This is a genomic window from Pseudomonas syringae pv. tagetis (assembly GCF_022557255.1).
GTDB lineage: Bacteria > Pseudomonadota > Gammaproteobacteria > Pseudomonadales > Pseudomonadaceae > Aquipseudomonas > Aquipseudomonas caricapapayae.
The window spans coordinates 965,819-977,992 of sequence record NZ_CP092923.1; the positions used below are offsets into that span (position 1 = coordinate 965,819).

A 12,174-nucleotide genomic window follows, 5' to 3' on the forward strand; every position below is an offset into this window, starting at 1 on the left:
TGAAGGCCGTTTTTCAAATCCCGAAAAACGGCTGCATCATCCGCGCCATCAGCCCGTGAAAGCGCAGCCTTGAGTCGGTCGCCAGCACGCAGATGCATTCCCGATCGGGGTAGGCGATGGGCTGGTGCTGGATATGGCTGTCCAGATCGGCCACATCGTTGAGCCCGAACGCTCCCTGTATATCGTGATACGCACCCTTGAGCACCATGGTCATCTCGCCGCTTTCATGGCTATGCACCGGCATGCTGACGCCGGGGGCGATTTTCAGCAGCATGAGGTTGCCATGCTGGATACCTTCGGCGCGGACGCGTTGTACACCGGGGATCAGGGTCTTCCACTTCAGAGTGCTCAGCTGTCGACCAAAATGCGCCTGCATGCAGACAGGCAGCAGGTCCGGGTCCTGATTGGCCGCCGGCATCGCATAGATTGCCGGTTCAGTGCTCGCTGCCGCTTCATCAAGACGCGCCAGCATCGCCGACCTGCCCTTGAGCGGCACCACGCTGCTGGTGTGCTGCTGCATCAATACTCCGCCAATCTCTTCAGCCTGCCTGAGTCGTGCCCGGCACTCGGCGCAGCGTTCCAGGTGCGCGGCGGTGACCACAGAGATGACCTGCGACAGCGCTCCTGCAGCGTAGCTGACCAGAGTCGCGTCATCCGGATGATGTCGTGGGCTCATCATGATTCCTCTATCCGCGAGCGCAATTTTTGAAAGGCCAGGCGCAGGCAGGACTTCACCGTGCCCAGTGGCATACCAAGACGTTCGGAAATTTCCCGGTGGCTGAGCGCTTCGAAATAAGACATTCGCAGCACTCGGGCCTGATCGGTGGGGAGGTTCTGGATGGCGATGTTCAATTGCTGCTCCTGGCGCTGGCTGTAATCGAGCGTCCGATCCACCGGTGCTTCCAGGCGTTCGAGTTGTTCCAGCGAATTCTGCACCTGCACCCAGCCGCGGTCCTTGCGCACGCTGTCGATGTAAAGATTGCGCGCAATGCGAAACAGCCATGTTCCCAGGCTTGCCTTGGCCGGGTCGAACGAATCGGCCTTGTGCCACAGCTTGAGTAACACTTCCTGCACCAGCTCCTCAGCTTGCCCCTCGGGTACATTCAGACCGGTCAGATAACGCAACAACCGCGGTGCGAAGTGATCGTAGATGCGCATGAAGCTTTCGCGGTCCCTCTGGCGGGCCACGGCAGTGACTTCATCGATCCAAAGTCGGGTTATCGTCGATTCGCTGTGAGGAGGGGACAAGTGACAGAAGATCCTGAGACTGGCAGTAGTGCGCATGATCCACCTTCTGATCACCATTGTCTGGTTTTGGTTCGCGATGCACAGGTGTTACGTAGCGGGATGGGGAGCGGATCACAGGATGTGACGAGCGGTGCGTCAGCTCGGGTGTCACAGTTTTTTGCACTTGCAGGGTGTATTCAGTGGATGAGCCCGTCATCCAAAAGAAGCACTGATGCGCTGAAAATCGAGCAGATTTTTAGTGGCAATGATCAGCCCGATAGCGCGCGACTGACGTTCTCGCCATCGAACCAACTGTTCCAGGATGCACCTGCAGGCGAGATGATGCGGGTTTTGCCCGCCACTACAATATCGATGCGTTCCACGTCGTCTGGCAGCGCTATTGCCCTCGGCAGCAGGATGACCTGACTACGATTATTTTTGAATACTGTTGATTGCTGCATGGAGTGTTTCTCAAGGCCGGTAAGCCGGACAAGCTGAGTATGACGTTTCAAGGACATGTAATCGTTCCATCGCTCCTGAATGTTGCAAAACAGCTACTCAAGTAGGTATCAGATTATGTTGGTTTCAATGCCCGATAAGACAGACTGACCTCCAACCCCATCGACTCCCCCTGCCGCAACAGCCTCAATCCTGGCCGCCCTGGCAAATGATGCGCGTTGACCGGGTGGCTGACCGGCTCGAAGCAAAAGAAATCCAGCCCCGGTGGGCAGAACACCAGAAAGTATTCGCTTTCGGTGGCCTGGCAGTGCAGCTCATAGCCCAGGTCAGGCTGGCTGATGATGCTGTGGCCATCCCAGCCGGTGAAACCGTTGTCCAGGCGTGTGTCGGGCAGCGCGTTGCCATGCCGGAAGTCCCACTCGGCGGGCAGGTCCTGCAAGTCACTTGGCAAACCGGCTTCGTCGCACAGCCAGACCTGCGCAGCCTTGGCCTGCAAACGAGTGTGGGCCGTGCGCGGCAAGTACGGGTGCAGGCCCAGCCCGTGCCAGACGGCGCGGCTGTTCTGATGGGTGGTGCTCAGTTCGATGCTCAGCTTGCCTCCTTGCAGGGTGTAGCGCAGTTGGGCGCGGTAGGCGAACGGTATCAGGCTGTCGAGTTGCAGGCAGACCTGCTGCGGGGTTTGTTCGATAACCGTCCAGGCTTGTTGCCAGGCACTGCCGTGGATCGGCAGCGGGTCATTGGCGCTGTTTGGCTTCAAGGCCAGCCAGCCGTCCGGCGTGTCGAAACCGCCGTTGCCGATCCGGTTTGACCACGGTGCCAGCGGGTAGCAGGCCAGCCGACGGGGCGTCCCGGCCGCCAAAGCCTGTTCGTCGCTGGGGCGCAGCAGAGGTTGCCCGCTGGCCAGGATGGTCCAGTTGACGATACTGCCGCCGATGTCGGGGGCCAGTGTCAGGCGGGTCAGGCCATCTTCAAGGATCAGTACGTTCGCGGGCATGCTTCAGGGCCTTGCTGGGTGAGGGACTGGAAGGTTGAGGTGCTTGCGATGGGCTGCGCCGCCAAGTCAGCAACACAATACCGCTGACGACCATCAGCCCGCCGATGACCTGACCGCTGCTGAGCAATTGATCGAGAATCAGCCAGCCGAACAGCAGGCTTGCCACCGGCTCGATGTTCATCACCGGCGCGTTGCGGGCGATATCCAGACGCGCCATGCAGATGAACAGCAGCGAGAAGCCCAGGCCGTACAGCACCACCAGGCTGGCCAGCGCGGTCCAGCCGACAGAGCTTGTCGGCAGACCCACACCGCCGGGCAGCACGCCGCTGCTGCCTGCTATTGCGGCGATTACAAACACTACTGCCATGGTCAACATGCTGCGTACGCTGCCGCGCATGCCCGCCAGCTTGTTATCGGTAATCCACAGCGCAAAGGCGAACACCACCGCAGCGGTGGACGCGTAGGCGATGCCCTCGAGCCATTGCGGCTCGCTGCTGCCCGGATTCGACAAGCGTTGTGGCACGTCGAGCGCCATCGCCAGGCCAAACAGGATCAACCCCATCAGGCCTGCTGCGCGCCGCGTCGGCCTGGCACCCCCCAGTGCCCAGGTCAACAGTGCCAGCAGAATCGGCGATACATTGACCACCAGCAGTGCCAGCGCCACCGGAATACGTGCCACCGCTGAGTAGATACAAAAACTCTGCGTGGCGATCAATAGCCCCAGAAGCAGTTGCCAGCGCCAGGTGCTGGCGGGAAGGCCGAGCCCTTCCCGCTGCCAGAGCACCAGGCTGACCAGTACCAGCAGGGTCACGCCGGAGCGACAGAGGATGGCCAGCAGCAGGCCGGTGTCATGATCGAAGGCAATACGGGCGGCGATGTGGTTGCCGGCGAACGAACAGGCCAGCAACGCCAGGATCAGTACAGCAATATGGCGCGGGAAGAGGGCAGGGGCGGACATGCGGACCAGCCTCCTTGGCTGGAGAGGGAAATGGCATGCCGACGCTCGCGAGGAGCCCCGGCAGCCGTATGACCAGAGGCTTTAGAGCACGACGCTCGGCAACCACAGTGAGATGGCAGGAATGTAGGTGACCAGCATCAGCACCAGGAACAGCGCAACATAGAACGGCAGCAACGCTTTTACGGTGGCTTCGATGGTGACTTTGCCCACTGCGGCACCGACGAACAGCACAGCACCGACAGGCGGCGTGATCAGTCCGATCCCCAGGTTGACCAGCATGATCATGCCGAAATGCACCGGGTCCACGCCGACGCCGACGATGACTGGCAGCAATATCGGGGTCAGGATCAGAATCAGCGGCGCCATGTCCATCACCGTGCCCAGCAGCAGCAACATCACGTTGATGCACATCAGGATCACGTAGCGGTTATCCGACAGGGTCAGAAACGCGGTGGTGATCTTCATCGGGATTTCCATCAGCGTCAGGATGTAGCCGAAGCTGGCAGCAAAGCCGATCAGGATCATCACGATGGAAATGGTGCGTGCTGCCCGGTGCATCAGTTTGGGCAGATCGCGCCATTTGTAATCGCGGTAGATAAACATGGTGACGAAGAACGCCCAGAGCACGGCAATGGCGGCCGACTCGGTGGCAGTGAAGATCCCCGACAGAATACCGCCGAGAATAATGACCATGGCCATCATGCCCCAGAGTGCTTCACCGGCGATTTTCAGTGCCTGACGCAGCGGAATCACTTCACCTTTTGGGTAGTTGCGCTTGCGCGCAAAAATCATGCACATGCCCATCATCACCGCACTGAGCAAGAGTCCCGGCATGATCCCGGCCATGAACAGCGACGCAATCGAGACAGTACCGCCCGCAGCCAGCGAATAGAGCACCGAGTTATGGCTGGGGGGCGTCAACAAAGCCTGAACCGAACCGCTGACGGTCACTGCCGTCGAGAAGTCCCGCGGGTAGCCGTTGCGTTCCATCTCAGGGATCAGCACCGAACCCACCGAGGCCGTGTCCGCTACCGAGGAACCCGAGATCGCGCCGAAGAAGGTCGAGGCCACGATATTGACCAGCGACAGGCCACCGCGCACGAAGCCCACTAGCACTGCGGCAAAGGCGACCAGGCGTCGCGACATACCGCCTTCGGCCATGATTGCTCCGGCCAGCACGAAGAACGGAATTGCCAGCAGCGAGAATTTGTTTACGCCCCCCGCAATCTGAATCATCAACGCATCGGCCGGGATATCGATCCACCAGGCCCCGACCAGCGCTGACAGCCCCAGCGCGTAGGCAACAGGCATGCCGAGGAGAATCAGCGCAATGAAGCTGCCCAACAGTATAAAAGCGTCCATTTATGCGGCACCTTCGCTTTCTTCAATGACGTCGAAACGCATGACCGCGCGATGACTCTGGTCACCCAGCAACAGCCTTTCCAGCACAAAAATCAGGGTCACGATGCCGCCAATGGGAATCGGCAGATACGAGATGCCAACGCGCAGAAACGGCAGTTCGCCGACAAACTGATTCCAGGTGGTGGCGCACAGCTTGAAGCCCTTGAAAATCATGAACAGGGCGACGATCGCCATCAGAATCTGCACCACCACGCTGGCGACTCTGCGCACCTGCTGCGGCATGCGGTCAACGGCCATCGACACGGCCATGTGCGCACCGGCCCGGTAGCTGGCGGCGGCACCGAAGAAGGTAAACACCACCATCAGCAGAATGGCAGTGGGTTCAGGCCAGCTGGAACCGCTGCCGAGTATGTAGCGGGCAAAGATGCCCCAGGGGATGATCAGGGTCATGATCAGCACCGACAGGCCGGCAATGCCGATGCAGACCCGATAAATCGTGTCATTGACGCGCAATAGCGTATTTTTCATGGGGCTCACCACTGCGGCGGGAGCGAGCTTTCACTCGTCCCCGCAGCTTGATCGGACAGGCTTATTGGGCCGCTTGGGTATTGTTCGCCGCGAGTGCCGGATTGGTCTGGACCGCTTCGATGCGGCTGATCAGATCCTTGTAAGGCGCACCGAACTTGTCACGCACCGGCTGGGTGGCGTCGTAGAAGGCTTTCTTCTGCTCCGGCGTCAGGGTGATGAACTCCACGCCCGCTGCCTTGAGTTTGGTCTCGGCATCGGCTGACGACTTGTCCCACAGCGCGCGCTCTTCCATCTGCGCTTCACGGGCCAGCTTTTTCACCAGCGTCTGTTGCTCGGGCTTGAGCTTTTCCCAAGTGGCCTTCGACATCACGATGGGCTCGGGCAGGATCAGGTGCTCGGTCATGGTGAAGAACTTGGCGTTCTGATAGTGGTTGTGCTGGTAGTAGGTCGGCGGGTTGTTTTCGGCACCATCGATCACGCCGGTCTGCAGGGCGCTGAAGATTTCCCCGGTGGCCATGGCGATCCCATTGCCGCCCATGTCGTTGATGGTTTCGATGAACACCGGGTTGCCCTGAACGCGGATTTTCATACCTTTGAGGTCGGAAATCTGGCGTACCGGCTTCTTGGTGTACAGGTTGCGGGTGCCACCATCCATCCAGGCCAGCGCGACCATGTTGAATGGCGAGTTGGTGATCTTGTCGAGAATTTCCTGGCCGATTTCGCCGTCGATGATCGTGCGCATATGCGCTTGATCGCGGAACACGAACGGCAGGTTGAAGACGTTGACGTCCGGCACGACCGGGCCGACGATGCCGAGGCTGACGCGGGTCATCTGTACGGCACCGCTCTGGACCTGCTCGACGACTTCCTTTTCGGAACCGAGCACGCCGCCCGCGTACATCTTGAAACTGATCTCGCCCTTGGACTGTTCTTCGAGTTTCTTGCCCATGTTTTGCTCAGCCACCACCGGCGCGTAGCCTGCGGGATGAACTTCGGCAAATTTGATTTTGACTTCTGCCTGGGCCATGCCCGATACGCAGAAGGCCAACGGGAGTGCAGCGATGAGGAGCTTGCGTTTGAAATCCATGGATATCTCCGATTTTGTTATTTTTGGTCGAGCTACGGGATTTTCGGTGAGCGCTGTCAGCCCTGAAAAACGGGTTCCTCCAGGCCTTTGACGCCAGGTCGCAACGCGAACACACCACCGGCGAGTGGCTGGTCGCTGAGATCGCCACCCGGGCGAATGGAGGTGACGAACAGGGTGTCCAGATCGGGTCCGCCAAAGGCACACATGGCCGGTTTTTTCACCGGCACGAACAGCGAGCGGTCGAGTTTGCCATTGGGCGTAAAGCGGTGGATCAGGCCGGCATCGTTGCCGCAGATCCAGTAGCAGCCATCGGTATCGATCGCGGCACCGTCGGGGCGGCCCAGGTGATGGTTCATGTCGACGAACAGGCGACGGTTGTGTGGCGTGCCACTGTCGGTGTCGTAATCGAACGCCCAGATCTTCTGCACGCTGGGGTGGGAGTCGGACAGGTACATCGTCTTGCCATCCGGGCTGAACGCCAGGCCGTTGGGCACGATGAAATCCTTCAACCGTGCGTCAAGCGTCTTCTGCCCGGCGCTGTAGCGATACATCGCGCCAACCACTGCGCCTGCCGCCATGTCCATCAACATGGTGCCCGCCCAGAAACGGCCCTGTCGGTCGCAACGGCCATCATTGAAGCGCATGCCGGTCTGTGCATGCTCGACGCTTGCCAGAAGCGTACTGATCAGGCTGCCGTCTTCGCAGGGCTGTAGATGGAAAATGCCGCTTTCCATCCCTGCAATCCAGCCACCTCGGCTGTCGGCGGCGATACAGGCCAGCATCTGCGGGGCTTTCCAACTGCGGGTGCTGTCCTCGCCAAAACGCCAGCTATGCAGCTCGCCTTTGGGAATATCCACCCAGTACAGCGCCTGGTCACGTACGCTCCAGACGGGGCTTTCGCCGGTGGCATTCTGTGCATCGGCAATCAGTTCGGCATCCATGACGGCTCGTATCTCCAGAGTTCTGCAACAGGAAGGCGCTGCTTATTTATCGCCGAAGGGTCCGGAGGCTACAAAGGCACCGCCCTGATAGACCATTGCCGGGTCATCGGCTGCCAGCGGCGGCTGAGCGTCGACCTTGGCGCGGAAAACTTCCGAGCTGTCCTTGGGGGCGTAGTCCAGTTTGCTGGCCAGGCGGTTGTCCCACCACACCGTCTTGTTGTCCGAAACGCCGTAGACCACCGTGTGGCCGACGTCTGGCGTGTACAGGGAGCGCTCGATCAACTGGGTCAGGTCGCCAAAGCTCAGCCAGGTGCTCATCATCCGGCGGTTCTGTGGTTCAGGGAACGACGAGCCGATGCGAATGCTGACGGTTTCGATGCCGTAACGATCGAAGTAGAAACTGGCCATGTCTTCGCCATAGGACTTGGACAGACCGTAATAACTGTCCGGACGGCGAGGGGAGTTCGCGTCGATGGTTTCGCTCTGCTTGTAGAAACCGATCACGTGGTTGGAGCTGGCGAAGATCACGCGTTTCACGCCATGGCGGCGGGCAGCTTCGTAGATGTGGAAAACACCGCAGATATTAGCGCCGAGAACCTCCTCGAACGGTCTCTCGACCGATACGCCGCCGAAATGCACAATCGCGTCAACGCCTTCGACCAGACGGTGTACGGCGTCCTTGTCTGCCAGATCGCAGACCTGAACCTCTTCACCACCGACCGCGGGTGCCATGTAAGCAATGTCGGACAGTCGCAGAATGTTTGCGTAAGGGCGCAGTGTTTCACGCAATACCTTGCCTAGGCCACCTGCCGCACCGGTCAGCAGCAGGCGAGTAAAGGGAGTTTGAGTGGTATGAGCCGATGCCATGAGAAAAGTCCCGATTGTTATTGTTGTCATCTGTTGTCGTATGACTTGCCGGATTATCGGCACCGCATACGTTGATTGTCAACGCGGCCAAAGTATAAAAACGACCCGCTGGCTCACTTGGCCCGATACATTTGTAACAAGGCAAAACCTGTCTGTGCAGCCGAGCTTTCAGGCAGGCTTTGCCATGCATTTCAGAGCAGTGAAATCGGGTAGCTGATAAACACGCGATTCTCGTCGAACTCATTGGTACTGAAATCACGACGCAGGCTGGAGTTGCGCCATTTGACGTTCAGATTCTTGAGCGCGCCGCTTTGTACGGTATAGGCCAGTTCGGACTCTCGCCCCCATTCCTTGCCATCGGTAATGTTGCCGGTGTGTACATTGTCGCCGCTGATATAGCGGTTCATCAGGGTCAGGCCGGGGACGCCAAGCACCGCGAAGTTATAGTCATGGCGCAACTGCCAGGATTTCTCCTTGGCGTTGTCGTAGCTGGAGTTATAGCTGTCGTTGGCCAGCGTGCCGCCGCTGGTGCCATTGACCCGCATCCACGCTGTATCGCCAGTGAGCTTTTGCAGGCCGACATAGAATGTACTGCCGCCGTAGCGTGCCGAGAGCAACGCGTAGGCGGTCTTGTTGTCGAGGTCGCCAGCCAGTTTGTTGCCGTCCTCCTTGCCGATGAAGTAACCCAGGTTGGCACCCAGGGTCCAGTCACCGACTGGCTGACTGTGCAGCAGGTTGAAGAACTGCTGTTGATAGATGTCCTGTAGCTCCGAGTACCAGACCCCCACCTGGGTACGCTTGTCATTGAAGACGTATTCGCCACCGCCGAAATTGAAGCGATCGGACGTGAACGCGCCGCGTCCGTTCATCGACATGTCTTCCATACTGGCGTCGTTGCGCGGGCTGTTGCCGCGGAACTGCCCGCCATACAGTGTCAGGCCGTCGAATTCTTTGGACGTTACCTGGCCACCGCGGAACGTCTGCGGCAACGAACGACCATCGTCGGAACGCAGGATCGGCAGCACCGGCATCCATTCGCCGACCTTCAGTTCGGTTTTGGAAACCCGCGCCTTGCCTGCCACACCCAGACGTCCGAAGTCATCGGCCGGGCGACCGTCACTGTGGATCGGCAACAACTGGGTGCCGCCGGTGCCCTTGCCGCCATCGAGCTTGATCGAATACAGGCCCAGCACATCGACCCCGAAACCGACCACGCCCTGAGTGAAGCCCGACTTGGCGTCGAGAATGAAGTTTTGCGTCCATTCCTCGGCCTTGTTCTGCGGTGCGGCACTGTTGGGGAACGCGGGGTTGGTGAAGTTGCGATTGAAGTACGCGTTACGCAGGGTCAGTGTGGCTTTGGTGTCGTCGACGAAACCCTCGGCCATGCCGAGCATCGGGAAAATCAGCGTCATGCCGCCAACGCTCAGCAGAATGCGTGAGCGGGAAGTGTGAGATGTCATTATTGTTTTGCTCCCTTGTTTATTGAAACCGTCCCCTTTTCTGGCCGCACGAACAGCAGCCGACTCCTGTGAGGATTGCGTGATGCCCGTTGCCAGGCATGGCCTCGGCCAACAGACGGCCGAGTACCGTTCGCCGGGTATCAGCGAATGGTGTGAATCCGGAAAGGTGTCAGGTGCTGCTCAGCAGCCAGCGTGAACGAGGCTTCAGTAATGTCGACAATGGAGGCTTTGATAATGGAAAGCGCAGATGTACAGGCGTGAATCTTCATGGTGAACAGGCCCCTGTTTTGTTTTTATTTTTGGCGTTATAGGTTGTCGTACAACAACGCGGATTATTTGCAGGCTGCCGCGTACTTGTCAACGAGCCAGGGCCGAGGTTTAACGATTCACCAGTGTTTCATGCGGCTTGAAAACGCAAATTGAATGCGAGTGAACGCTCAAGGGGAGTGAGCAGTCCACCCGTTAACCCCATTCATTTTTTGGAGAATGCTCAATGAACCGTTTCACCCAGAAAGTCATCGTTGTTACAGGTGCCGGTTCCGGGATCGGCGAAGCCACGGCAAAACGTTTTGCCAAGGAAGGTGCAAGCGTTGTGCTGGTCGGACGTAACCGCGACAAGCTGGCCAAAGTGGCTGAGCAACTGGCGGGCGAAGGGCACTTGATCAGAGCCACCGATGTGGCTGACCCAAGCGATGTGGAGGCACTCTTCAAAGAAGTAGCCACACGTTTCGGGCGCCTGGATGTACTGGTCAACAATGCCGGTATCGTCAAGTCCGGCAAAATCACCGAGTTGGGTGTAGAAGACTGGAAAGAGCTGATGTCAGTGGACCTGGACGGCGTGTTCTATTGCACCCGTAGCGCCATGCCAGCGCTGGTTGCCAGCAAAGGCAACATCATCAACGTCTCGTCTGTTTCCGGCCTGGGCGGCGACTGGGGCATGAGTTTTTACAACGCAGCCAAAGGCGCAATCACCAACTTCACCCGCGCGCTGGCCATGGACCACGGTGCCGACGGTGTGCGCGTCAATGCTGTCTGCCCGTCCCTGACCCGCAGTGAACTGACTGAAGACATGCTGGACGACAAGGCGCTGATGGCCAAATTCATGGAGCGCATTCCGCTTGGACGCCCGGGCGAAGCAGAAGACGTTGGTGACGTTGTCGCCTTTCTGGCCAGCGACGACGCGCGTTTCGTAACCGGTGTCAATCTGCCGGTGGATGGTGGTCTGTCAGCGTCCAACGGGCAGCCGCCTCAGGCTTGATGACGTTGGCGAGGTACGGGAGTTGTTACAGCCCCGAGCCTTTTTTATAGCCATCAGTGGCAGAGCTTGCCGAATTAAAGTCGTTACTTTTGCCGATACCAGAAACGAACAAGCCCGGTAAAAACCGGGCTTGCAGGTCGTTGCGAGGTATCAGATCCGAAAGTGGCTGACCATCGTTTGCAACTGCCCGCCCAGGCGCGCCAGTTCGACACTGGAAGCGGCGGTTTCTTCGCTGGCTGAAGCGGTCTGTTCGGACACGTCGCGCACATTGACGATGCTGCGACTGATCTCTTCGGCAACCGCGCTCTGCTCTTCCGCAGCAGCTGCAATCTGCTGGTTCATGGCCTGGATGTTGGAAACCGTCTGCGTGATGCTGCCCAGCGATGTACCCGCCTGACGGCTGAGCTGTACGCTGCTGACAGTCAGCTCGCGGCTGTTGAGCATAATGCTGGAAACCTGACGCGTGCCGCTCTGCAAGGCAGCGACCAGCGTTTCGATTTCGACGGTGGATTGCTGCGTGCGTTGTGCGAGGCCGCGGACTTCATCGGCGACCACGGCAAAACCACGTCCGGCTTCCCCGGCACGGGCGGCTTCGATCGCAGCGTTGAGGGCAAGCAGATTGGTTTGCTCGGCCACCGCCTTGATAACGTCCATGACCTTGCCAATCTTGTCGCTTTCCTGCTCCAACTGATTCATGGCATCGGCCGAACGACCTACCTCGTTGGCCAGACGCTCGATCTGGACAATCGCCTCACCTACTACCTTGTCACCGTCACGCGCTTCGCGGTCGGCGTCGGAGGCCGCTTGCGAGGCCTGTTCGGCATTACGGGCCACTTCGGCAACCGTTGCCGACATCTCGTGCATGGCGGTGGCCACCTGGTCGGTTTCGACTTTCTGGCTGTTTACGCCGGCGCTGGTCTGTTCGGTGACCGCCGACAGCTCTTCGGCGGCGCTGGCGATCTGCACAACGCTGTCGCGAATGCCCCCGATCAGCTCGCGCAAGGTGCTGCCCATACGCTGGATGCCTTGTTGC

14 protein-coding genes are annotated in these 12,174 nt (G+C 59.2%); 1 reads left to right on the top strand and 13 read right to left on the bottom strand.

Annotated features, from left to right (window positions below; all coding sequences use genetic code 11):
* Positions 1–13: 13 nt before the first annotated feature.
* The 12 genes from MME58_RS04295 to MME58_RS27425 all read right to left on the bottom strand — a co-directional run bounded on the left by MME58_RS04295 (position 14) and on the right by MME58_RS27425 (position 10,152).
* The gene (locus MME58_RS04295) at positions 14–676 is read right to left on the bottom strand and encodes a ChrR family anti-sigma-E factor (RefSeq protein ID WP_055006504.1); all 663 of its coding nucleotides are present in this window, start codon (positions 674–676) and stop codon (positions 14–16) included.
* On the bottom strand, positions 676–1,188 hold the full coding sequence (locus MME58_RS04300) for a sigma-70 family RNA polymerase sigma factor (protein ID WP_054984526.1): 513 nt from the start codon (positions 1,186–1,188) through the stop codon (positions 676–678). The genes MME58_RS04295 and MME58_RS04300 overlap by 1 nt, the downstream gene beginning before the upstream one ends.
* A 308-nt stretch (positions 1,189–1,496) precedes the next feature.
* A complete protein-coding gene (vapB, locus tag MME58_RS04305) occupies positions 1,497–1,688 on the bottom strand; it encodes a type II toxin-antitoxin system VapB family antitoxin (protein ID WP_055006527.1) in 192 nt (63 codons plus the stop codon).
* 113 nt (positions 1,689–1,801) lie between these two features.
* Positions 1,802–2,680, bottom strand: coding sequence for an aldose 1-epimerase (locus tag MME58_RS04310; RefSeq protein WP_055006505.1), 879 nt, complete (start codon positions 2,678–2,680; stop codon positions 1,802–1,804).
* Positions 2,655–3,638 carry an EamA family transporter gene (locus MME58_RS04315; RefSeq protein WP_055006506.1) on the bottom strand — a complete coding sequence of 328 codons (984 nt, stop codon included), beginning with the start codon at positions 3,636–3,638 and terminating at the stop codon, positions 2,655–2,657. The genes MME58_RS04310 and MME58_RS04315 overlap by 26 nt, the downstream gene beginning before the upstream one ends.
* Positions 3,639–3,719: 81 nt before the next feature.
* Positions 3,720–5,000: a TRAP transporter large permease gene (locus tag MME58_RS04320; protein ID WP_054984492.1), complete on the bottom strand. Its 1,281-nt coding sequence runs from the start codon at positions 4,998–5,000 to the stop codon at positions 3,720–3,722.
* On the bottom strand, positions 5,001–5,528 hold the full coding sequence (locus tag MME58_RS04325; RefSeq protein WP_055006507.1) for a TRAP transporter small permease: 528 nt from the start codon (positions 5,526–5,528) through the stop codon (positions 5,001–5,003).
* Positions 5,529–5,589: 61 nt separating this feature from the next.
* Positions 5,590–6,615: a TRAP transporter substrate-binding protein gene (locus MME58_RS04330; protein ID WP_055006508.1), complete on the bottom strand. Its 1,026-nt coding sequence runs from the start codon at positions 6,613–6,615 to the stop codon at positions 5,590–5,592.
* A 56-nt stretch (positions 6,616–6,671) separates the two neighbouring features.
* Positions 6,672–7,556 carry a glucurono-1,5-lactonase gene (locus tag MME58_RS04335; protein ID WP_054984489.1) on the bottom strand — a complete coding sequence of 295 codons (885 nt, stop codon included), beginning with the start codon at positions 7,554–7,556 and terminating at the stop codon, positions 6,672–6,674.
* A gap of 42 nt (positions 7,557–7,598) precedes the next feature.
* A complete protein-coding gene (locus MME58_RS04340) occupies positions 7,599–8,423 on the bottom strand; it encodes an NAD-dependent epimerase/dehydratase family protein (protein WP_054984488.1) in 825 nt (274 codons plus the stop codon).
* 191 nt (positions 8,424–8,614) lie between these two features.
* Entirely contained in the window at positions 8,615–9,883 is a 1,269-nt protein-coding gene (locus tag MME58_RS04345; protein ID WP_055006509.1) for an OprD family porin, read from the bottom strand.
* 140 nt (positions 9,884–10,023) lie between these two features.
* Positions 10,024–10,152, bottom strand: a complete 129-nt coding sequence (locus MME58_RS27425) for a hypothetical protein (protein WP_259641491.1) — start codon at positions 10,150–10,152, stop codon at positions 10,024–10,026.
* A gap of 224 nt (positions 10,153–10,376) precedes the next feature.
* Between MME58_RS27425 and budC the strand changes: the two genes are divergently transcribed.
* Complete coding sequence (budC, locus tag MME58_RS04350) at positions 10,377–11,141, top strand: meso-2,3-butanediol dehydrogenase (RefSeq protein ID WP_054984486.1); 765 nt, start codon at positions 10,377–10,379, stop codon at positions 11,139–11,141.
* A gap of 150 nt (positions 11,142–11,291) precedes the next feature.
* Here budC and MME58_RS27715 read toward each other — a convergent pair whose 3' ends face one another.
* Entirely contained in the window at positions 11,292–12,155 is an 864-nt protein-coding gene (locus MME58_RS27715; protein WP_375233083.1) for a methyl-accepting chemotaxis protein, read from the bottom strand.
* Positions 12,156–12,174 lie beyond the last annotated feature (19 nt).

Excerpts from the sequence above, each read along its gene's own strand:
- MME58_RS04320 (WP_054984492.1), bottom strand. The coding sequence starts at position 5,000 with ATGGACGCTTTTATACTGTTGGGCAGCTTCATTGCGCTGATTCTCCTC.
- MME58_RS04340 (WP_054984488.1), bottom strand. The coding sequence starts at position 8,423 with ATGGCATCGGCTCATACCACTCAAACTCCCTTTACTCGCCTGCTGCTG.
- MME58_RS04325 (WP_055006507.1), bottom strand. The coding sequence starts at position 5,528 with ATGAAAAATACGCTATTGCGCGTCAATGACACGATTTATCGGGTCTGC.
- budC (WP_054984486.1), top strand. The coding sequence starts at position 10,377 with ATGAACCGTTTCACCCAGAAAGTCATCGTTGTTACAGGTGCCGGTTCC.
- MME58_RS04315 (WP_055006506.1), bottom strand. The coding sequence starts at position 3,638 with ATGTCCGCCCCTGCCCTCTTCCCGCGCCATATTGCTGTACTGATCCTG.
- MME58_RS04330 (WP_055006508.1), bottom strand. The coding sequence starts at position 6,615 with ATGGATTTCAAACGCAAGCTCCTCATCGCTGCACTCCCGTTGGCCTTC.
- MME58_RS27715 (WP_375233083.1), bottom strand. The coding sequence starts at position 12,155 with ATGGGCAGCACCTTGCGCGAGCTGATCGGGGGCATTCGCGACAGCGTT.
- MME58_RS04310 (WP_055006505.1), bottom strand. The coding sequence starts at position 2,680 with ATGCCCGCGAACGTACTGATCCTTGAAGATGGCCTGACCCGCCTGACA.
- vapB (WP_055006527.1), bottom strand. The coding sequence starts at position 1,688 with ATGCAGCAATCAACAGTATTCAAAAATAATCGTAGTCAGGTCATCCTG.
- MME58_RS04295 (WP_055006504.1), bottom strand. The coding sequence starts at position 676 with ATGAGCCCACGACATCATCCGGATGACGCGACTCTGGTCAGCTACGCT.
- MME58_RS27425 (WP_259641491.1), bottom strand. The coding sequence starts at position 10,152 with ATGAAGATTCACGCCTGTACATCTGCGCTTTCCATTATCAAAGCCTCC.
- MME58_RS04345 (WP_055006509.1), bottom strand. The coding sequence starts at position 9,883 with ATGACATCTCACACTTCCCGCTCACGCATTCTGCTGAGCGTTGGCGGC.
- MME58_RS04335 (WP_054984489.1), bottom strand. The coding sequence starts at position 7,556 with ATGGATGCCGAACTGATTGCCGATGCACAGAATGCCACCGGCGAAAGC.